This window comes from Streptosporangium sp. NPDC001681, from assembly GCF_040298085.1.
GTDB lineage: Bacteria > Actinomycetota > Actinomycetes > Streptosporangiales > Streptosporangiaceae > Streptosporangium.
Window position 1 is genome coordinate 42461 of sequence record NZ_JBEOZN010000022.1, and the last position, 21963, is coordinate 64423.

A 21963-nucleotide genomic window follows, 5' to 3' on the forward strand; every position below is an offset into this window, starting at 1 on the left:
GAGAGGAACACCCGAGAGCCGGCCCGTGACTCGTGAGGAGAACGGCCAATGACCCAGCAGACGACGAGGACCGCGCACCCGGTGACCTGCGACCCGCGTACCAGTGTCACCAGGTCGCTGCTGGGCTACGGGATCATCGCCGGGCCGGTGTACGTCGTGGTGTCCCTGGCCCAGGCGCTGACCCGGGAGGGATTCGACCTCTCCCGCCACGCATGGAGCCTGCTGGCCAACGGCGGCCTCGGCTGGATCCAGATCACCAACTTCGTCGCCGCCGGGCTGATGGTCATCGCCTGCGCGGTCGGCCTGGGCCGGGCCCTGGCCGGCGGGCGGGGCGCGACCTGGGCTCCCCGGCTCGTCGGGATGTACGGGGTGAGCCTGATCGGCGCGGGGATCTTCCGGGCGGATCCGGCGATGGGCTTCCCGGTGGGGACGCCGGAGGGGCCCGGGGCGGTGAGCCTGTCCGGGACGCTCCACTTCGCCTGCGGCGCGGTGGGTTTCCTGTGCGTGATCGTGGCCTGCTTCGTCATCGGCCGCCGGTTCGCCGCCGCGGGCCGTACCGGGTGGGCGCTTTACTCCCGGCTCACCGGCGGGTTGTTCCTCGCGGCCTTCGCCGCCATCGCGACCAGTGCGGGTGCCCCGTGGGCCAACCTTGTCTTCGTCTCCGGGGTCGTGATCATCTGGGCCTGGCTCTCGGCCCTGTCCCTGCACCTGTACCGGCACATCACCCCCCAGCACGCCTGAGCGCACCCGATCCCCGCACCACACCGTCAAGAAAACAAGATCGAAGGAGACATCCGATGCGATACATGATCATTCTTAGGGTCACCAACCAGCCCACCACCCCGCCGCCGGCAGAGCTGATGGAGGCCATCGCCAAGCTCGGCGGAGAGGCCACCGCAGCCGGGGCGTTGCTGGACACCGCCGGGCTGGCCCCGAGCGCGCAGGGCGCGCGGGTCGCGATCACCGGGGACAGACTGAGCGTCACCGACGGCCCGTTCGCCGAGGCGAAGGAGCTGATCAGCTACGCGCTCTACCAGGTCCGCTCGAAGGAGGAGGCCGTCGAGTGGACCTCCCGCTTCCTGAAGATCCACCGGGATCACTGGGCGGGCTGGGAGGGCGAGGCCGACGTGCTGCGCGTCTTCGGCCCCGAGGACTTCGCCGCCCCCGCCTGATCTGATCACCGTGTGTACGGCTCCCGGCCAGAGTTCCTGGCCGGGAGCCGTACACGTTTCCCGGCACTTTCGCATCGAATCGCCTCGGGCCTCATGCCCGGTCGGCCTGATCTCGGATGGTGCGTGGACCTGAGGTTTCAGCCAGGTCCTGGCTCTTGATCGCCCGATGTGTCCGGCGTCGATCTTGAGCCAGAGCCGTTTCCACTGACGAGTATCACCGTGGGGACGGTCACGTCGCTCTGAGTGGGGTTGCCGGAGAGCGCGTCTGCCGTGGGTCCGGTGTCGGCAGCAGGGCCGAGTCGCCGTTGAGTACGGCGGCTTCCATGGCCCGCAGTTCCGGCCCTGGTTCGAGGCCGAGTTCCTTGATCAACACCTGGCGGGCGTTTCGGTAGACCTTGAGTGCCTCAGCTCGTCGGCCGGCGCGGTAGAGGGCGAGCATGAGCTGGGCGTACGGCTTCTCCCGCAGCGGGTTGGCAGTCACCAGATGGCGTAGTTCGCCGACCAGTTCACCGGAGCGGCCAAGGAGAAGCTCGGCCTCTATCCGCGCCTCCGCTACGACCTCGCGTCGCTCGTCGAGCATATTGGCCATCACGCTGACCGCGCCGCGCCGCGGTACCTCCGCAAACGACGCGTCGCCTCGCCACAGCGCCAGTGCGCCGCCGAACAGACGGCTCGCGGCGGCCTGATCGTCGGCGGCACCGGCCACCAGTCCGCGATCGGCCATCTCCCCGAAGTTGTCGGCATCCAGCTCTCCGGACCGGACGTCGAGGGTGTAGCCATACGTGCGCCGGACGATTCTGCCCTCGTCGCCCAGTAGCCGCCGCAGGTGATACACGTAGATCCGGAGGTTGTCGCCGGCCGAGCGGGGTGGGCGATCTCCCCACAGGGCGTCGACGAGGTGGTCGCGTGAGACCGTCTCGTTGGCATGGCACAGCAGTGTCGCGAGAAGCACTCGCTGTTTGGGCGCCGAGATGTCGATGCACCATCCGTCACGCCGTATCTCAAGCCGACCCAGTACGCGAAACTCCACTCCCGGCTCCCCCTGTGAATGTTTCTGCCAGCCCCCCAGCGCCTGGTAATAACGGATTGCTGATAAGAAAAGTTTCCACGGTGAACTTATGCGGGCAATATACGGTTCCCGCAACGGGGTGCGGTCAGCATGAGCATGCGCGGCGATCACAGGGGCGTCTCCGGAGGAACCGGGGGCGGGTCGCAGGCGCTGTTCAGGGGAGAGAATGCTTTTGAAACACTCACGACTACGGGCCGCCCTCGTGGCGCTGATGGCGGTGCTGCCGGTGCTCGTGATCCCGGCGACGGCGGAGGCCGAAGGGGGCACGACCATCCCTCGGTCCCACTGGACCTACGTCTCCTCCAAGCATCAGAACAGGACGCACTGGCAGGAGGACCGGGTCTTCGTCGGTTTCCAGGAGAAGCCCAAGGACATCACCCGGGCGTTCTTCCAGATGGACCTGACTCCGATCGCCGACGTCGAGCGGGTCACCACAGCCTGGTTCGGCGTGGGGCGGGCCAATTCCTGGGAGTGCAGACGCCGAGATGTCGAACTCTGGGAGACCGGGGACATCGACTCCTCGACTAGCTGGAAGAACCAGCCCAAATGGGAGCGACTGCTCCTGGCCGCTCCGGGCGGTACCTGCCTCGATCGGCTGCACTTTCGGATCACCGCGGCTGTCCGGGAAGCGGTGGCCGCCGGAAAAGATCACATCACACTGGGCCTCAAGTCGATCGACGAGACCAACCCGGAGATCAGACACGAACTGTGGAACGACGGCGGCCTGGGGGTCGACCACAATGACCGGCCCGACCTTCCTGCTGAGACCTCGGTGACGTCGGACCATGAATCTTGCCGTACCTTCTCGCAGACCGGGCGGTACGTGAATTCGATCACGCCTTGGCTGGGGGCCAAACTGTCCGACCCGGACAGGAATTCCTATCCGCAGGTCGTAAGGGGTCGTTTCGAGTGGGCGACCCAGGACGGGACCAAACTGGGGGAGAAGGTCACCGACACGGAGTACTCCGGCACCCGGCACTGCGTGATGGTGCCCGCCGGGCAGCTCGTCGCCGACTCGTCGTATCGTTGGCGGGTCCGAGCTGAGGACCCGTACATGGAGGATGGCGAACTGCACTATGACATCGGCGAGTGGGCCCCGTGGCAGGAGTTCACCGTCGACCTGACCGCCCCTGCGCAGCCGCCGCTGGTGTCCTCCACCGACTATCCAAAGGACGTGCCGAGCGGGCACGTCTATCTGCCGGGCGCGTTCACCTTCACACCCAACGGCGCCGATGACATCGTGGCTTACGTATACGGCCTTGACGGAGAGTACAAGCACACGCCGGCGGCCGCGGACGGCTCTGTCACCGTCACGGTGAAACCGACTCGCGACTTCGACAACTGCCTCAAGGTGCGAGGTATCGACCGGGCGGGCAACTTCAGCCCCGATGCCGAATACTGCTTCGAGGTCAACTGGCTGGAGCACCCGCCCACTGTCTCCTCCAGCACATATCCCGAATTCGGTGGCGAGGGCGAGCCGGGTGGCGGCGTCGGGATTCCGGGCGAGTTCGTGTTCGACTCCGGAGATCTGAGGGACATCGTCATGGTCTTCCGTTACTCCTACAACGATGCTCCGACGGAGGAGGCTCCAGTCGAAAACGGGCTGGCAAAGGCGACGATCACTCCCACGACCGACTGGAACACCGTCTACGTCGATGCCCTGGATCGCGACGGCACAGTGGTCTGGACTACCAGCTACTCGTTCGAGGTGAAGACGGGCTGACTCCGTGCGACCCGCGTCCCCGGGACGCGGGTCGCACGGAAAGTCGGCGGATCAGCTCTGGATCCGTGGCGTCCGCCAGCCGACCGTCGCGCCGGGGTCGCCGCAGGCGTCACGGAACTCATCGGCGTGGCGGCCTCCGCCGCGGAGTTCGCCGAGGGCGCCGCGCTGAGTCGACAGCAGGCGCTGACAGCCCTCTCCTGGCTGTCAGCCGGCTGTCTTTCACGGGATTGTCGGCGCCAACGGTGAGTCAGATCGGGCGTCCCCAGAGAAGGAATGCACGGCTCCTCGGGTGGACGGCCGTGACCTTCCTTTGAGGGCCGTGGGGTGCGGTTGGTATCGTCTTCCAAGATCAGAAAGGTGGACGATGGGGTTTGGCGGGTCGATCGTGCCCAATGGATTGGAACAGGTCATCGGTCCGGAGGAGCTCTTCTTCTCCACGACGGATCGGCACGGGTTGATCCGCAGCGGGAACTCCGTCTTCGTCCGGACCTCCAGGTTCTCCCTGGACGAGCTCACCGGGGCATCGCACAACATCGTGCGCCACCCCGACATGCCTGCCGGGGTCTTCCGGTTGCTGTGGGACCGCCTGCTCTCCGGGCGTCCGGCGGGAGCCTACGTGCGGAACCTGGCCAAGGACGGCAGCCACTACTGGGTTTTCGCCACCATGACGCCCTCGGCGGAGGGTTTCCTGTCGGTTCGGATGGCGCCGCGGTCCGAGCTGTTCGAGGAGGTCAAGCGCATATACAAGTATGTCGCCGACGTCGAGACCGAGGCGGCCGAGCGCGGTCGGATGAACCGGCGTGACGTGGCGCTGTTCGGTAGGGAACAGATCGAACAGCTGCTGGGAGAGCGCGGATTCGGCTCGCATGACGACTTCCTCACCGAGGCGCTGACCGCCGAGGTCGCGGCACGCGGCCGGTTGGCTTCCGCGACCTGTGCCCGGTCCTGGGCGCGGGGACCGATCGCGGAGGTGCTGGCCGGGGTCGGAGCGCTGGAAACGCTGCTGACCGGCCTGGTGGAGCGGCTGGAGAGCTATCGGGTGTTCAGCGACCGGCTCATGCGGTCGTCCACCCAGGTGCTCGACGTCGCCCGCCGGCTCGACGAGGTGGTCGCCGGAGCCCAGGTCGCCTCCGAGACGGTCGCCGACACCGTACCGGTGCTGAGCAACGTCGCCCAGGTGATGGCCACGCCGACGCGCACCGCGATGGGCACGCTGGAGCGGCTGGTGCCCAGGCTCGCCGCGCTGCGCTCGTACGTCACGGACCTGCGCTTCCGGATCGTGCTGGCGAGCCTGCACAACGACATGGTCGCCGCGTTCGCCGCCGAGGTCGCGGACGGTCTCGCGCCGCGCACCTCGCTGAGCGAGGTGCCCCAGCTCTGCGATGCCGTGCAGGAGAGCGTGCTGGAGATGTCGGCCAGGGCACAGCAGGTGAACCAGACACTGCGCGAGGTCGTCTCCGAGATCGCCGAGGCGGGCGAGCGGCTCACGGAGTTCCGCTGGTTCCTCGGGAAGTGGCGGATGCTCGTCCTGCGTCACCGGGTCGAGGGCGCACTCGGTGATCTGGTGCGGCCGATCGACGACGAGTTCGCCGCGATCTGGGACGGCCTGGACATGCTGCACGCGCTGGGCAGGGAGTTCGAGGCCTCGGCCGTGCCGTTTGATGTCCGGGAGCTGGAGGCGCAGGTGGACCGGGTCAGGGCCGCGGCCACCGAGTACCGCGACGCGTTCTGAGCCGGGTCCGGCCGCGAGGTTCGCGCTGATCCTCATGAAGTAGGGCGCATAGGCCACAATCGGTCTCGTGCAGTTCGGGATCCTGGGGCCGTTGGAGGTGCGGACGGAGGAGGGGGAACCCGTCTCCGTCGGCGGCCCCCGGTCGCGTGCCCTGCTGGTGCTGCTCCTGCTTGACGCGGGCCGGCTGGTCAGCGTGGACCGGTTGATAGACGGGCAGTACGGTGACGATCCTCCGGCCGGTGCGGCCAACGCGATCCAGGCCCAGGTGTCCCGGCTCCGCCGCGGCCTGCCGCCCGGCCTGATCACGTTTCACCGGGCCGGATACCGGCTCGCGGTCGACCCCGATGACGTCGACGCGCACCGGTTCGAGCGGCTCGCGCGCGAGGGGCACCGGCTGCTGACCGCAGGCCGGTATGAGCATGCCGCGAGGGTGCTCAGCGAAGGACTGGCGCTGTGGCGAGGGCCCGCGCCGACCGGCATGCCGCAGGCGGCCCGGCTGGAAGAGCTACGGCTGGCGGCGCGGGAGGACCTGGTCGAGGCCGAACTCGCGCTCCCGGAGGGCACCTCGATAGCCGAGTTGCGGCAGTTGGCGGCCGAGAACCCGTTGCGCGAGCGGCTGTGGGGCCAGCTCATGCGGGCGCTGCACGCCTCCGGGCAGCAGGCCGCGGCGCTGGCCGTCTTCGACGAGGTCAGGCGGCTGCTGGCGGACGAGCTCGGTGCCGACCCGTCGCCAGAACTGGCGGCGCTTCACCTGGCGATCCTGCGTGGCGCGGAGAGGGCCGGGACGGTACGGCATCGGCTGCCCGCGCAGCTCACCGGCTTCGTGGGCCGCGAGGCCGAGCTGGACCGGATCGACTCGCTGCGGGACTCCCGTCTGATCACCCTGACCGGTACGGGCGGCACCGGCAAGACGAGGCTGGCCATCGAGGCGGCCCGCCGCCGGACGCGGGACGTGTGCTTCGTCGATCTGTCCCCGCTCGACGACGGAGGTCAGATCCCCCTGGCGGTGCTCGGCGCGCTCGGTCTGCGCGAGGCGAGGCTGCGGTCACCGGTGCCGGGCCGGCTCGACCCCACGGGCCGGCTCGTGGCGGCCCTGGCAGACCAGGAGCTCCTGCTCGTCCTGGACAACTGCGAGCACGTGATCGCTCCGGCCGCGGCGCTCGTCCGGCGGCTGCTCGACGCCTGCCCGGAACTGGCCGTGCTGGCCACCAGCCGCGAGCCGCTCGGGCTCACCGGCGAGATGCTCGTCCCGCTCTCGCCGCTGGCCGTACCGCCCCCCGGCACGGATCTTGACGACGCACTCGGCTATCCCTCGGTGCGGCTGTTCATGGAGCGAGCCGCCGCCGTACGTCCCGGCTCCGTCATGAGAGCCGAGGTCGCCGAGATCTGCGGCATGCTGGACGGGCTGCCGCTGGCCATCGAGCTGGCGGCGGCGAGGCTGAGGTCGTTCACCGTCGAGGAGATCGTCGCGCGCCTGAGGGAGTACGGCCGGTTCACGCTGCTGTCCCGTGGTGATCGCACCGCGGCGGCACGGCATCGGACGCTGTACGCGGTGGTGGACTGGAGCTGGAGCCTGCTCAGCCCCGAGGAGCAGGCGCTGGCCGCGCGGTTCTCGGTGTTCTCGGGCAGCTCGTCCCTGGAGGCCGTCGAACGGATCTGCGGATCCGGCGAGGTGCTGGCCGGCCTGGTGGACAAGTCACTCATCGAGGCAGGCGACGGCCGCTACCGGATGCTCGACACGATCCGCCTGTTCTGTGCGGAGCGGCTGGCCGAGGCGGGGGAGCGGGAGCGGGTGCGTGCCGGGTACGCCGCCTACTTCCTGGAGCTGGCACAGCGCGCCGACCCGTGGTTGCGCCGGGCCGAGCAGCTCGAATGGCTGGCCCTGCTCTCCGCCGAGCAGAGCAACCTGCGGGCCGCGCTGGGCCATGCCGTACCGGATGACCCTGAGACGGCGCTGCGGCTGATCGCGGCCCTGGCGGCGTACCAGTGGCTGAGCGGGCGGCGGGAACAGGCGGTCTCGTCGGCGCGCCGGCTGCTCGAACGGTTCGGCACCGAGCCGCCCGAAGGGCTGGAGGAGGAGTACGTCCTGTGCGTGTTGCAGGCCGTACCGCATGTCCTGCCGATGCAGTGGGCGCGGGCCGAGGAGATCATGCGGTCGCTGGACCGGGAGCTGCGCTACCCCTTCACGTCCGTTCTGTGGGGCATGGTCGCGGGGCCACCGGCTCCCGGGGCCGGCCTGATGCGGGAGCGGCTGCTCGGCTCCGACCCGTGGAGCCGGGCCGTGGTCATGCTCGGGGTGTCCCTGATGCACCTGCTTGACGGCCACGTGGCCGATGCCGAGGGAGAGCTGGAGTCGACACTGGCGAGCTTCCGCTCCGTGGGCGAGCGCTGGGGGATGGCGCAGGGGCTCGAATGGCTGGGAGTGATCGCCGGCTGGCGGGGGGACTGGGCGCGGGCCAGGCGGCTGTGGGGGGAGGCCCTGGATCTGCACGAACAGCTCGGCGCTCTGGACGAGATGGTGGACGTGCTCTGCCGGAGGGCCGACGGGCTGCTGCGCGAGGGCGATGTTCCCGCGGCCCGCGCCGACCTGCGGCGCGCCACCGAGCTGGCGCGCGGGACGAGCGCGTCGCACCGGTCGCCGATCGAGCTGGGCTGGGGTGAACTCGCCCGGCTGTGCCGCGATCACGCACGGGCGCGCGAACACTACGCGGCGGCGCTGGACGCCGCCGGCCCAGGCGGTTACGTCACCGAGAGCATCGCGTCGCTCGTGCTCACCGCGCTGGGACGGCTGGCCGAGGCAGAGGGCGACCACGCGGAGGCCGGGCGCCGTCACGGCGAGGCGCTCGCGCTGGTGCGCACGTCACCGGCGGTGACGATGGATCTCGCCCAGGTCACCGAGGGGTACGCGGGGCTTGCCCTGCTCGAAGGCGCGGCGGAGCGAGCCGCGTTCCTGCTCGGTGTGGGGGTGGCGTTGCGCGGTGCGGCCGTCACCGGCGACCCTGACGTCGCGAGGGTCGCCGCGGGCGCCACGGAGCTCATCGGCGCGGAGGCCTTCGCCGCGGAGTTCGCCAGGGGCGCCGCGCTGAGCCGGGACGATGCGCTGACAGCCATCTCCTGACTGTCAGCCGGTTGTCACCGGCCTGTCAGCGCTCCCGGTGAGGCTCGGGGACATGAGGAACAGCAACGTCCTGATCTCCGGCGCCAGTATCGGCGGCCCCGCTCTCGCCTACTGGCTCAACCGCTACGGCCACACCGTGACCGTGGTCGAGAAGGCCCCCGCCCTGCGCCTCGGAGGCCAGGCGGTCGACTTCAAAGGCGAGACCCACCTGTCGGTGCTGGAGCGGATGGGCATCCTGGAGGACGTACGGCGGTTGCAGACCGGCGGGACCGACCAGGAGATCGTCGACGCGAACGGCCGCAGGCTGGCGGTGATGCCCGGCGAGTTCACCGGTGGCGATCTGGAGATCCCGCGCGGGGAGTTGTCCCGGCTGCTGTACGACAGGACGCTCACCGCCGGGTGCCGGTACGTCTTCGGCGACTCCATCACCTCGCTCACCGAGACCGAGGGCGGCGTCCATGTCACGTTCGAGCACGGCGCTCCGCAGGTCTTCGACCTGGTGGTGGGCGCGGACGGCATCCACTCCAACGTTCGCCGGCTGGCCTTCGGCCCCGAGGCCGACCATGTCCGCTTCCTCGGCCACTACTACGCCCTGGCCGACCTTCCGCAGCGCTTCGGGAAGATCGCGAAAATGTACAACGAGCCCGGCAGGCTGGTCGCCATCGGGGGGCCCGGAGCCGATGCCTTCTTCGCCTTCGCCTCGCCGCCGCTCGACTACGACCGCTACGACGTGGAGGCGATGAAGCGGATCGTGATCGACGCCTATGCCGGGATGGGCTGGCAGACCCCCGCGGTCCTCGACGCGGTACGGCAGGCGGACGACTTCTACCTCGACTCGATCAGCCAGGTCCGGATGGAACGCTATGCCAGGGGCCGCGTCGTGCTGCTCGGCGACGCCGCCTACGGCAACACGCTGGGCGGTTTCGGCACCGGCCTGGCCATGGTCGGCGCGTACGTCCTGGCCGGAGAGCTCGCGGCGGCGGACGGGGACCATCAGGTCGCCTTCCGGCGCTATGAGGAGGGGGTCCGCGGCTACGCCAGGATCGCCAGGAACGGCAACGCCGGTCCCTTCCTCGCCCCCGGCACCCCGGGCCGGATCCGGATGCGCAACTGGATTTTCCGCTACGGATTCCTGCTGAAGCTGATGCTGAGGCTGACCGACAGGTTCGCGACCAACATAACCCTCAAGGACTACCCGTCGATGGTGCGCCGCTGACCCGGCGCGGGTCAGGACCCGCCGGTCATCGGCGGGCTCCTTCAGGTGGAGGGTGTCGGGGAGCCCTCGCGGTCGAGTGGCGCGTACATCGCGCTCCGCCTGTCGAAGAGTCCCACCGTGACGAAGTAGACGTTGGCGATCACCATGAGCGTGATCGACGTGCCGGCGTACAGAGCGGTGCCGAGCGCGGGGACGGCGTCGACCGGCAGCGTGTAGGCCATGACCACGCGCGCCGCGGAGTCGAGGAGGGTGCCGGCGCCCCACAGGACGGTCGTGACCCGCCAGGCCCTGCGGAAGCGGGGGATCCGCTCCCACAGCACGTCCCACGTCTCGCCGGTGCCGCGGACCGGGAACCTGTGCTCCAGCAGCGGCCGGCTGAACAGGAAGGTGAGCGGCATCCCGACCCGCAGGCTGGCCAGGAACCAGAGCCCGACGGCGGCCGTCAGCCACCCTTCCCTGGCGAGCAGGAACCGCTCGCTGCCGCTGATCAGCGACGCCCCCACGCCCAGCACCATCATGGCCGTCATGAAAACGGAGAGCCCGTCGACCCTGCGCTCCCTGACCAGCGTGTAGGTGCCCATGGCCGCGGGCACCACGCTCGTGACGAGCAGGGACAGGTAGACGCTCATCCCGGCCGAGCGCAGCACGTAGTACAGGGCGGCCGGTACGAGCAGGTCGACCAGCAGGCGCAGCAGCGTGCGCCGCCTGCTCGGGGCGCTCACGACCCGCTCCTGGTCGCCAGGTCGAACAGCGTCACCAGTTCCTCGGCGCAGGCGGTGAGGTCGAGATCGGGTCTGGCCTCCAGCAGGAACGGCAGGCCGTCCAGGGCGCGCTGCACGGTCGCCGCCATGACGAAGGTGTCGAAGTCGCGGAACTCGCCGCCGCGCTGCCCGTCGCGCAGGATGCGCTGGAGGTGGCCGAGGACCTCGTTCTCGTCGCCCTCGTCGTAGGAGCGGCTCGCTCCGCCCTCGTCGCGGAAGTTGAGGAAGATCTCCATCATCGCCCGCATCCGTGGGCGGTTGTCCGCGATATACGCGACCAGCGCGGTGATGTAGGTGCGCAGCGCGTCACGGGCACAGGTCACGCCGGCCATCCGCCCGGCCATGAACCGCCCGATGTGATCGTAGAACTCGGCGACGGCCGCGCTCATCAGCTCGTCCTTGCCGGCGAAGTGGTACGAGATCAGGCGGGTGCTGCTCAGCCCCGCCCGTTCGGCGATCCGGGCGAAGGACGCCTGGCCGTAGCCGAGCTCGGCGATCGTCTCGATGGTCGCCGCGATGATCTGGGCGCGCCTGGCCGCGCCGGTGAAGGAGCGCTCGGCGGATGTTTCCCTGCCCTGACTTACTTGCATGAGTAAAAAATACGTCATATGAGTAATGCAGGCAAGCGTGCCGGGCCCGGTAAGGCCGGCTGTCCCGTCCGATTCGCGTGCCGCTCGCCGGCCGGTGAGCGGCACGCGGTCCGTGCGCGCCCGCGTCGTGTCCGGGCCCTCGGGCGACGGGATCGAAAGGTGTCGCGAGTGCGGGCGGGATGGTTGGATCGGGAGGCATGGCGGTTGGTGATCCTCATCGGGTGGTCGAGGCGGTCTGGCGGATCGAGTCCGCGCGGGTGATCGCGGGGCTTGCCCGGATGGTGCGCGATGTCGGCCTGGCCGAGGAGCTCGCGCAGGACGCCCTGGTCCTGGCGCTTGAGCAGTGGCCGAAATCCGGCGTACCGGATAATCCAGGGGCCTGGCTCATGCTGACCGCCAAGCACCGGGCGATCGACCTGCTCCGCCGCAGGACCCGCTACGAGCACAAGCTCGAAGAGGTCGGCCGGGACATGGAGATCCGTCAGGAGGAGGCCGAGGCCGAGCTGGACGACGCCCTCGACGACCACATCGGTGACGACGTGCTGCGCCTGCTCTTCACCGCCTGCCATCCGGTGCTGTCCACCGAGGGGCGCCTGGCGCTCACCCTGCGCCTGCTCGGCGGCCTGACCACCGAGGAGATCGCGCGTGCCTTCCTGGTGCCGGAACCGACGGTCGGGCAGCGGATCTTCCGGGCCAAGCGCACCCTCGCCGAGAAGCGGGTGCGCATCGAGCTGCCCGCCCCGGCCGAGCTGGGCGAGCGTCTCGCATCGGTGCTGGAGGTCGTCTATCTCATCTTCAACGAGGGCTACTCGGCGACCGCCGGTGACGACTGGATGCGCCCCTCGCTCTGCGAGGAGGCGCTGCGCCTGGGCCGGATCCTGGCGGGTCTGATGCCGCGGGAGGCCGAGGTGCACGGCCTCGTCGCCCTGATGGAGATCCAGGCGTCGCGCCTCCGGGCCAGGACGGGGCCGGACGGTGAGCCGGTCCTGATTCCCGACCAGGACCGGGGGCTGTGGGACCGGCTACTGATCCGCCGGGGGCTGGAGGCGCTCGAACGTGCCGAGGCGCTCGGCACGCTCGGTCCCTACGGCCTGCAGGCCGCGATCGCGGCCTGCCACGCCCGCGCGCGGTCCACCGACGACACCGACTGGGAACGGATGGCCGCCCTCTACCGGGTGCTCGCCCACCTCGCCCCCTCACCCGTGGTGGAGTTGAACCGCGCGGTCGCGGTGAGCAGGGCGTACGGCCCGGCGCGGGGCCTGGAGATCGTGGACGGGCTGGCGGCGGAGCGTGCGCTGAGGGGCTATCCGCAACTGCCCGCCGTACGGGGTGATCTGCTCGTGAGACTGGGCCGTCTCGACGAGGCGCGCGAGGAGTTCGAACGGGCCGCCGAACTCACCCGCAACGAGCGCGAGCGGACCCTCTTCCTCACCCGGGCGGCCGCCACCCACGGGTGAACGAAAGCGGCACCCCCGTCGGACGATGTCAGGGGCGGTCCGTGACCTCGAACCCGCTCCAGCCAGGTGGCGAAGGTAGTCGCCGGGCCCTGCTCCGGCCTGACCTCCTCGGCACCGCCGCCCACGCCGAGGCCGTGGGCCTCCCTGCGACAGCGGAGACCCACGGCGTGGGGTGAAACGCCTGATCAGCGAGGAGAGCGCGTTGACCACCGCTGATCAGGCGGGCTCAGAGTGCCTCAGGGGTAGGAGACGAGCTTGGACGGGATCGTGGCCGTGCCGAAGGCGGGGCCGCCGGTGCCGTTGATCACGTGGTTGATCCGCCCGTTGCCGCCGAGGGAGACGGTGAGCAGGCTGTGGAACTTGACGCCGGGCTTCACCGGGGTCTCGAACGCGTTCTCCACCTCGATCGTCGGGTCGACGTTGAAGTAGACGTAGCTGCCGAGGCCCCAGCCCTCATGGGTGTTGACCGCGGGGCCGACCTTGTAGGCGGCCCAGCCCTTGGTGCTGCCGTTCATGTAGGCCGCCTGGTTCGGCGGGTCGTACGCCTTCTCGTTCTGGAAGAAGATCGTCCGGCCGCGCTCGCCGTACCACTCGACGTCGTACTTGCGGTAGTGCTCGACGAACAGGCCGGTCGCCAGGACGTCGTCGCCGTTGACGATCAGGCCGGTCTCGGCGGTGTTGACGTTCCAGCCGATGCCGTCGCCGTGGTCACCGCGCCACAGCCAGGTGTGGTCGATGATCACATCGTCGCTGTTGACGACCACGCTGGTGGTGGCGTTGCCGGCGAAGGCGCCGCCGATCCGGACGAACACGTCCTGCAGCGTGGTCGGGTTGGCGGCGTGGTCGGCGCTCGACCCCGGCGGGCCGACCTCGATGAGCACGTCGGACTTCTGCGGGCCCGCGTCGACCAGGAAGCCGGCGAGCCGCACACCGTCCACGTCGGCGACCTTGACCGCGCTGACGCCGCCGTCGGGGATGATCGTGGCCAGGCCGAGACCCAGGACCACGGTGTTCGCCCTGGTCACGTTGATCGGCTGGTTGACGTGGTAGATGCCGGGGGTGAGCAGCAGGTGCAGGCCCTGGCTGAGCGCGGCGTTGATGGTCGCTGCCGTGTCACCGGGCTTGGCGACGTAGAACTGGCTGAGCGGGATCGAGCTTCCGGGGGTGGCGCCGTTCGCCCAGCTCACGCCGCGCGCGTCGGTCCGCTTGGCCGGGACGAACACCCGGTACTCGTTGCCGGAGATGTAGAGGTACGGCTTCTCGCGGCTGATCGGGGTGTTGTCCAGCGTGGTGTAGGACTTGTCGGCGAAGGCGGTGGCGGGAGCGCCCTGCACCCCGGAGAACACCATGTTCCACACGCCGTTGAGCCAGCCGCCGACGGAGCTGTCCCGGGTGTACCACTGCTGCTGCGAGTACGGGCCGACGGCGCCGTCGATCTTGCTGTCGGCGATGTAACCGCCGCTGGCCCAGCCGTAGCCGGTGGGGGCCAGGTTGAGCGCGCCCTTGATGTGCATGCGACGGAACGGCGCGGCCTGGGAGACGGCCCACTGGTTGGTACCGCCGGGCGGCTGGACCGACAGGTTCTCCGTTGAGCGCCAGAAGTTCTGGGTCGCGTTGCCGCCGAACCAGCCCGCGTCGACGGTCACGCCGTTGACGGTGACGTCGTCGGGGGACTGCCCCAGACCCATGATCGAGGTGTAGAAGCCGACCTTGGCGTTCACGTTGTAGGTGCCCGGCTTGAACAGGAAGGCGTGGCGCCCGGTGCCGAACTGGGCCGACTCCTGCTGCTGGAAGACGGTGTCGAGCTGGCTCTGGATGGTGGCGCTGGACATGGACGGGTCGAAGACGTGAACGTTCGGTCCCAGATCCCCGCCGCCGGGGAGCACCGGACCGTCAGACGTGGTGTAAACGGCGAACTCCCACAGTGAGTATCCGTAGCCGGTGGCCCGGGTGGTGCCCTGCATCCGGACGTACCGGGCGGAGCCGCTCACCTCGTGCGACTGAACGCCGCCGGTGGCGCCCGTGACGGTCTTCAGGTCGGTCCAGGTGGTGCCGTTGGTCGACCCCTGGAGCTTGAACGCGCTCGCGTACGCGGCCTCCCAGCGCAGGTCGATCTTGCAGATGGTCTGGGGCGAGCCCAGGTCCACCTGGATCCACTGCGGGTCGCTGGCCGCGCTGGACCAGCGGGTTCCGTTGTTGCCGTCGAAGGCGGCGCTCGCGGGGGTTCCGCCGTTCTCGGTGGACGACGCGGTTGAGGGCTTGTTCAACGCGGCGTTGGTGGTCCCGCACTGGCCCACGGGGTTCGAGCCGCCACCGAAGACCTGGAACTCCCACAGCGAGTATCCATAGCCGGTGGCCCTCGTGACGCCCTGCATCCGGACATACCGGCCGCTGCCGGTGACGTCCCAGCTATCGATTCCGCCGTCACCGCCGGTGACGGTCTTCAGGTCCGTCCACGTGGTCCCGTTCTCGGACACCTGGATCTTGTACCCGCTGCCGTACGCGGCCTCCCAGTTCAGCACGACCCTGCTGATGCTGGACGAGGCACCCAGGTCCACCTGGAGCCACTGGGAGTCGCTGGCCGCGCTGGACCAGCGGGTGCTGGTGTCGCCGTCGACCGCGGCGGCCGGCGGGGTTCCGCCGTTCTCGGTCGAGGAGGCCGTCGCGGTCTTGCCCTGCGACAACAACGTGTCGGCGAAGGCCGGGCTCGACGGTACTGCGAGCAGAGCCGCCACGACTGCCGTGGCAGTCCATAAGGCGGCAGGACGGAACAGACCTCTCATGCTTGTCTCCACAGTGGATCCGGGGGGTGGAAGGTCCGACGGCAGATGAGGCGCGACTACGGCACCCGTAAATCAACGCCTTATTTCTACACTTAATTTAACTCGTCGGAAACATGGGGTCAATAGGTCATGTGACGCGGATGGGGTGGATCGGGCTCCGTCCCCGCGCGTGGGAGGCGCCTTGGGTCGCCGGGGTCTGTGCGCCGTCCTCCCGGCTCCCCCGGGCTCCGCCGGATCCCGCCGCCGTGTCCGATCCCCGCGGACCGGTCTACAAGATCACATACTGGGCGCCGGTCGAGGGCGTCCCGCCGAGCACCCCGCGGTGGCGGACTCCGAGGATGCTGGCTCAATTAATGAGATTAAGTGATATAGGCGCGGATTAATTATTTATCCATGGGAATTCTGATATGCGGAATATTTGTGGTGCTATGAAAGCTTTCGCGTTGTCCACCGCGGCTGTCGCGGTCATCGGCTGCCTGGGGGCCATCGACGTCCGGAGCACCTTCTCCGCCTCCGCCGCGAGTTCCGCCACCGGCGTGGACGGGCAGACGGCCGGGACCGCCGCAACACCGTTTAGGTGGACACGCGCACGATCGTCACACCGGCAGGCCCCCTCGCCTGCCGGTGAATCGGAGCGTTCAGACGCGGGGCACGACGTGGCCGAAGCGGAACACCCGGGCCGGGTCGTAGTGGTCCTTGAGGGCGTTGAGCCTGCGCAGTGTCGGCTCCGACCAGGCGCGGGCCAGGTCCTCGGGGGCGAGCATCGGCCCGTGGAAGTTGAGCTGCGTCCCGCCGGTCTGCCAGGGAGCCAGGGCGGCGAGCACGGCACCGCCCACGGCCGGGATGACCGTGTCGAGCAGTTCGGGAACGGGGGCGCCGATCACCAGCACGCCGAAGGCGGCGTCCCGCCCGCCCACGGCGTTCGGCCGGCGCGGCTCGCGGCCCAGCGCCCCGCCCAGCTGGCGCACCTCCACGACGGCCAGCGGCACGTCGGCCGTCGGGCCGGCCGCCGCCAGGAGCGCTTCCACGGTCTCCGCGTCGAGCTCGCGCAGCAGGGCACCGCGATCCCAGCTCGGCATGGGGTGCACCGGGTCCTGGTGCACGGAGTCGATCGCGCTGAACGGCATCTGCGCGATCTCGCCGAAGATCGGTTCGGCGACGGCCCGCATCGGGGCGAGGAGGGCCTCCGCCTTGTGGGCGTCGCCGAGGTGGGCGAAGCGCAGGTGGGTCACGAAGCGGCCACGCAGCTGCGGGGGGAGGTCGGGCACCGGGGGCAGGCGCAGCATCGCCACCGAGGTGGTCGTGGCCTCCGGCAGCGTGCCGGCCCAGGTCCGGTAGGCGTGCAGGACGGCGGGGGTGTCCTCGGCGCTGAAGTAGAGGCCGCCCCCGTACAGGGTCGACACCGGGAACAGGTCGATGACCATGGAGGTGACCACGCCGAAGCTGCCCTTGCCGCCGCGCAGTCCCCAGAACAGGTCGGGTTCGGTGTCCGGGTCCGTCACCCGGACCATGCCGTCCGCGGTCACCACGGTGATCTCCCGTACGTGGTCGGCGGCGAAGCCGAAGGTCCGTGAGATCGGGCCGATGCCGCCGCCCAGCGTGTAGCCCACCGCCCCCACGCCCGAGGACGAACCGCTCAGGGGCGCCAGGCCGTACGGGGTCGTCTGCGCGATGACGTCCGCCCAGCGGCAGCCCGCGCTGATCCGCGCGGTGCGGCTGGACGAGTCGACGGTGACCTCGCGCATCCTGGAGGTGTTGATCAGCATTGCCCCGTCGGAGGCCTGGACGGCGCCGTGCCCGGTGGCCTGCACGGCGACGGGAAGAGAGTGGTGGACCGCGAAGCGGATCGCCGCCATGACGTCCGCGGTGCGGGTGGCGCCCACGACGACGGCCGGGTGGTGCCGGACCGCGGTGTTGAAACCCGCGGTCTCCTCGTCGTAGCCGTCCTGACCAGGAGACAGGACAGGGCCGGCGACCTGGCCTCGCAGGACTTCCAGCTCTCCGCCGAGATGCTCGGCCGTGGAAAAGGCGGTACTCATGAGGGTTCTCCCGATGGTGTGAGACGACTCGCGGCGTGGGGCGAGGTCGCAGGGCCTCGATCGGCCCGGTCCTCCAGTTATCGCAGCCGGCACTTGGAGACGGCTGGGTTGTGGCTGCGGGCCGGCGGCCACGGCGATCGGAGTGGTGGCCAGCCGGTCCCGGCCGAGGGCCTAGAGGTCTCCTAGCCGTTTCCTAGACGGCCGTGGGACGCTGCGCGCATGTCTTCGCCACTGGAGTCTCAGCCCTCCAGCACCCTGCTGTTGCGGGAGATCCTGGCATACGCGGGTGCGACGGGTCCCGATCTGCTCGACGAGGCCCTGGCGGAGGCCCTGTCCGAGGTGTCGGTCGCTCGCTGCCGGGCGTACGTGCTGGTCGATCTGGCACGGCCGGTGAACGATCCGCCGGTGGCCGGTGCCCTCGTCGAGGTGGGGCAGCCCGCCCGTGACGCCCGCCTGCGAGCCCTGGTCGTCGCGCTGCCACACCGGGGACGGGGGCTCGGCCGGAGGCTGCTGGGCGACCTGCTGACGGAGATGCGCGCGGACGGCGTCCAACAGGTGCGCTACCGTGTGGCGGCGGCGGATCCGGGAACGTTCTCACTCCTTGGCTCCTCCGGTTTCGTCGCCGCGGACAGAACCCCCATTGCGGCCTGCCGGTACGATGGACCCGCGATCGAGGCACTGGCGGTCGCGTGGCTCGTGCGGGAGTTGTGATGCTCGCGAACGGTGGCGAAGCACCGGATACCGTCCAGGCTGCGGCGTGCCTGGATTTCCGCATTCTCGGACCGGTGGAGGTGGCCGACGGCACCGGTGCGCTCCTCGACCTCGGATCCCGCAAGCAGCGGGCCGTGCTGACGCTCCTGGTGCTCAACGCGCCCCATGTCGCACCCCTCGACCAGATGATCGACCGGCTCTGGGCCGACGAGCCGCCGTCCAGCGCGACAGGAACGCTCCAGGCGTACATCTCCCAGCTCCGTAGGATCCTCGAACCGCTGCGCAGCCCTCGGTCCCCCGCTCGCGTCCTGCGGACCCGGGAGCCTGGGTACCTGCTGGACATCTCGCCCGATCAGGTGGATGCCAACCGCTTCAGCCGGGCCGTCGAGGAGGCGCAGGCCGCCCTGGCCGATGGGCGGGCGTGGGAGGCCGAGCGATCTCTGGACGCGGCACTCGGTGCCTGGCGAGGTGAGCCGCTCGCCGACTTCTCCGACCGCTCCTTCGTGGGGCCCACCGTGGCCCGCCTCACCGAGGCGCGCCTGTCGGCGCTGTCCACGCGGGCCGAGGCGTGGCTGCTGCTCGGCAGGTTCAGCGAGGCCGCGGTCGAGGCCGGGCATCTGCTCGATCTCGATCCCTACCGGGAGGGGTCCTGGGCGCTGCTCATGCGCGCCCTGTACCGCGACCGCAGGCAGGCCGAGGCGCTGGCCGCCTACCAGCGCTGTCGCACCCTCCTCGGTGACGAACTCGGGCTCGATCCCAGCCTTGAACTGCGCCGTCTCGAACAGGCCATCCTCGACCAGGACGAGTCTCTCGAAGGCTCCTGGCCGTCGATCGCGCGCGGGGAGGAGATCTCGCCCGCGCGCGGGGACGGATCGTCCCGCGGAGAAGACGTCGTGGTTCCCCGGGCGGCAAGGGAGTGGCGCGTCCCCGCTCCGCGTGGGCGCAGGCTCGTGGGCAGGGAGCCCCACCTGCACCGGATCCGGGAGCGGGTGCGGGACACGGCCCGTGGTGCGGGAGGTGTGCTGCTGGTCAGCGGCGAGTCCGGTGTCGGCAAGACCCGTCTGGCGGAGGCCGCGGCCGAGATCGCCGGGGAACTGGGCGTCACCCCGGTGTGGAGCCGGTGCGTCGAAGGGCGTGGCGCGCCCGCGTTCTGGCCGTGGATCCAGGTGCTGACCGCCCTCGAAGAAGAGGCGGAGGCCGGCGCCGGAGGGCTTGAGGCTGTGACCCGGGAGGCAGCGGGGGTCGAGAACGTGATCCGCCGGTTGACGGGCGCGGACGGGGCCTCGGTCGCGGACGATCCCGACACCGCGCGCTTCCTGTTGCACGACGCGGTGGCCAGGGCGCTGTCACGACGGGCGGGCGCGGCACCGGTGCTCATCCTCATGGAGGACGTCCACTGGGCGGACGCCGCATCCCTGAAGCTGCTGACCTTCCTCGGCGGCGACCTGCACCGGGTGCCGTTGCTCGTGCTGGCGACCCTGCGCCCCGAGGCCGCCGAGGCGCGGCCGGCGCTGACGGACGCGCTAGGCGATCTGGTCCGACAGCGCGGTACCGAGCGGATGAACGTCACCGCGTTCACGCGGGAGCAGGTCGCCGACTACCTGGACGACGCGGGCCCTGACGATCCGGGCCGGTCCGGCCGTGCGGACATCGGCCCCGACCCGGCCCTGGCCCGCGCGCTGTACGACCGTACCGGTGGCAACCCCTTCTTCCTCGGCGAGGTGCTCCGCCTGCTGGACAGCGTCTCGCCCCTGGACCAGGTCGCCGCCGCGGACGTCACCTCCCTCTCCGTCCCCGAGGGGGTACGCGACGTCATCACCCAGCGGGTCTCGCGGCTGCCCGAGGACTCCCAGACGCTCCTGCGGGCAGCCGCGGTGATCGGCAGGGACGTCGACGCGGACGTGCTGGAAGCCGCCACCGGGATCGGCGGCGCCCGGATGATGATGCTGCTCGAACCCGCGGTGGCGACCGGCCTGCTCACCGAGGTGGCCGGAGGCTGGGACTATCGCTTCTCGCACGCGCTCGTCCGCGAGGCTCTCTACACGGGGCTGAGCCGCCTGCAACGGGCGCAGATCCACGGGCGGGTGGGCGAGGCGGTCGAGAATCTTCACCCGGGAAACCTGGAGCCGCGGTTGCCTGTGCTCGCCCACCACTTCGGTATGGCGGCCAGGATCGGCCACTCGGCCAAGGCGACGTCGTACGCCGTGAGGGCGGCGGTGCAGGCGACGGCCCGCCTCGCCTACGACGAGGCGGTCATGTTCTGGGAGCAGGCGCTCGCGGCGCTCGACCCGCAGTCCGCAGATCCGGCGTTCAGCCGCGGTGCCCTGCTCATCGAGCTGGGACGGGCGCGCAGGGTGGCCGGCGACGTGATCGCGGCGCACACCGCCCTGGACGAGGCCGTGACCCTCGCCACCCGTAAGGGCGACGACGCGGCGGTGATCGAGGCGGCGACGGTCTTCGGCGGGGTGACGCTGTGGAACTGGCGCGCCTACGGCGTGGTGGACACGCGCATGATCGACGTGCTGGAGGACCAGCTGAACCGGCTGCCACCTGGGCGGGAGGCGGTCAGGGCCGAGCTGCTGGGAACCCTCGGGGTGGAGCTCTACTACAGCGAACGGCGGTGGGAGGGAGCGCGTCTCGCGGCCGAGGCGGTCGCGCTCGCCCGGCGGGTCGGTGACCACCGCCTGCTCGCGCGCACGCTCAACAACTTCGTCATCGCCTCATGGACCCCGGAGTACGAGGAGGAGCGCTACCGGGCGACGGAGGAGATCCTGTCCCTCCCCGACCTGCCCCGGGCCGCCGAGATCATCGCCCGCCTGCACCGGATGCCGACCTTCCTGCGCGAGGGAAGGCTGGCCGACTACGACGCCGAGCTGGCCCGCTGCCTGCGCCTGACCGGCGAGGTGCGGATGCCGGAGATCGAGACGCAGGTGACCTACGCCGCGACCGGGCGGGCGATGCTCGACGGCCGCTGGGAGGAGGTGGAGAGGCTTGCCGCGACCGGCGCCGAGAGCTACCGGCGCATCAGCCTCTGGGGCCCGGAGTACATCCATCTCCTCTGCGCCTTCTTCTCGTCCTGGGCACAGGGCCGGCACGGGGTGCTTCTGCCGGAACTGCTTGAGGCCGCCGAGGACGACTCCAACAGCCTGCTGCGCCCCGCCGCCGTACTGGCGGTGATCGAGGCGGGGGACGAGGCGCTCGCCCACCGTCTGATCGACCGGTGGGGCGTCGCCGTCGAGCGTGACTGGGCGTGGCAGTTCGCCACCTGGCAGTGGGGTCTCGTCGCGGCCAGGATCGGCCGTCCCGATCCGTACGGGCTGCTGGAGGAGCTGGAACCCATCGCCGGACAGCTGGTGACGTTGGGAACGGGATGCATCTCCTGGGGGACGGTCCATGATGTGGTCGCCCGGCTGCTCCACAGGACCGGTCGCGCCGAGGACGCCCTGGCGCACGCCGAGCGAGCGCGGGAGACCCACCGCCGCCTCGGGCTGCGGCACCTGGAACACCGCAGCGCCGCGCTGGCCAGGGAGATCCGCGAAAGCTGATCCCTCCGGCCGGAGCCCTCACATCGGCGCCGAGGTGGGCGGGCGGC

14 protein-coding genes are annotated in these 21963 nt (G+C 70.2%); 9 read left to right on the forward strand and 5 right to left on the reverse strand.

What is annotated here, in order from left to right; translation table 11 throughout:
- Positions 1-48 precede the first annotated feature (48 nt).
- A complete protein-coding gene (locus ABT130_RS13230; protein ID WP_350955401.1) occupies positions 49-741 on the forward strand; it encodes a DUF998 domain-containing protein in 693 nt (230 codons plus the stop codon).
- A 56-nt stretch (positions 742-797) separates the two neighbouring features.
- Positions 798-1172, forward strand: a complete 375-nt coding sequence (locus ABT130_RS13235; RefSeq protein ID WP_350918373.1) for a YciI family protein — start codon at positions 798-800, stop codon at positions 1170-1172.
- Positions 1173-1401: 229 nt separating this feature from the next.
- Here the strand turns inward: ABT130_RS13235 and ABT130_RS13240 are convergent, their stop codons facing one another.
- Positions 1402-2202 carry an AfsR/SARP family transcriptional regulator gene (locus ABT130_RS13240; protein WP_350918370.1) on the reverse strand — a complete coding sequence of 267 codons (801 nt, stop codon included), beginning with the start codon at positions 2200-2202 and terminating at the stop codon, positions 1402-1404.
- Between the two features lie 205 nt (positions 2203-2407).
- Here ABT130_RS13240 and ABT130_RS13245 point away from each other — a divergent pair, with 205 nt between their 5' ends.
- The 4 genes from ABT130_RS13245 to ABT130_RS13260 all read left to right on the forward strand — a co-directional run bounded on the left by ABT130_RS13245 (position 2408) and on the right by ABT130_RS13260 (position 10030).
- On the forward strand, positions 2408-3964 hold the full coding sequence (locus ABT130_RS13245; RefSeq protein WP_350918367.1) for a hypothetical protein: 1557 nt from the start codon (positions 2408-2410) through the stop codon (positions 3962-3964).
- A 364-nt stretch (positions 3965-4328) separates the two neighbouring features.
- Positions 4329-5696 (forward strand): PAS domain-containing protein, encoded by a 1368-nt coding sequence (locus ABT130_RS13250; protein WP_350955403.1) that lies wholly within the window; start codon positions 4329-4331, stop codon positions 5694-5696.
- A 67-nt stretch (positions 5697-5763) separates the two neighbouring features.
- Positions 5764-8814 carry an AfsR/SARP family transcriptional regulator gene (locus ABT130_RS13255; RefSeq protein WP_350955405.1) on the forward strand — a complete coding sequence of 1017 codons (3051 nt, stop codon included), beginning with the start codon at positions 5764-5766 and terminating at the stop codon, positions 8812-8814.
- Between the two features lie 52 nt (positions 8815-8866).
- Positions 8867-10030 (forward strand): FAD-dependent monooxygenase, encoded by a 1164-nt coding sequence (locus tag ABT130_RS13260; protein WP_350955408.1) that lies wholly within the window; start codon positions 8867-8869, stop codon positions 10028-10030.
- A 41-nt stretch (positions 10031-10071) separates the two neighbouring features.
- Here the strand turns inward: ABT130_RS13260 and ABT130_RS13265 are convergent, their stop codons facing one another.
- A complete protein-coding gene (locus ABT130_RS13265; protein ID WP_350955410.1) occupies positions 10072-10752 on the reverse strand; it encodes a VC0807 family protein in 681 nt (226 codons plus the stop codon).
- Positions 10749-11381 (reverse strand): TetR/AcrR family transcriptional regulator, encoded by a 633-nt coding sequence (locus ABT130_RS13270; protein WP_350955411.1) that lies wholly within the window; start codon positions 11379-11381, stop codon positions 10749-10751. Before ABT130_RS13270 ends, ABT130_RS13265 begins: the two co-directional genes overlap by 4 nt.
- 197 nt (positions 11382-11578) lie before the next feature.
- Between ABT130_RS13270 and ABT130_RS13275 the strand changes: the two genes are divergently transcribed.
- The gene (locus ABT130_RS13275; RefSeq protein ID WP_350955412.1) at positions 11579-12838 is read left to right on the forward strand and encodes an RNA polymerase sigma factor; all 1260 of its coding nucleotides are present in this window, start codon (positions 11579-11581) and stop codon (positions 12836-12838) included.
- Positions 12839-13074: 236 nt separating this feature from the next.
- Here the strand turns inward: ABT130_RS13275 and ABT130_RS13280 are convergent, their stop codons facing one another.
- Positions 13075-15573, reverse strand: a complete 2499-nt coding sequence (locus ABT130_RS13280; RefSeq protein ID WP_350955413.1) for a pectate lyase-like domain-containing protein — start codon at positions 15571-15573, stop codon at positions 13075-13077.
- Between the two features lie 686 nt (positions 15574-16259).
- Positions 16260-17660 (reverse strand): FAD-binding oxidoreductase, encoded by a 1401-nt coding sequence (locus ABT130_RS13285; RefSeq protein ID WP_350955414.1) that lies wholly within the window; start codon positions 17658-17660, stop codon positions 16260-16262.
- Between the two features lie 219 nt (positions 17661-17879).
- Between ABT130_RS13285 and ABT130_RS13290 the strand changes: the two genes are divergently transcribed.
- On the forward strand, positions 17880-18371 hold the full coding sequence (locus ABT130_RS13290) for a GNAT family N-acetyltransferase (protein WP_350955416.1): 492 nt from the start codon (positions 17880-17882) through the stop codon (positions 18369-18371).
- Positions 18371-21916: an ATP-binding protein gene (locus ABT130_RS13295; protein WP_350955417.1), complete on the forward strand. Its 3546-nt coding sequence runs from the start codon at positions 18371-18373 to the stop codon at positions 21914-21916. Before ABT130_RS13290 ends, ABT130_RS13295 begins: the two co-directional genes overlap by 1 nt.
- Positions 21917-21963 lie beyond the last annotated feature (47 nt).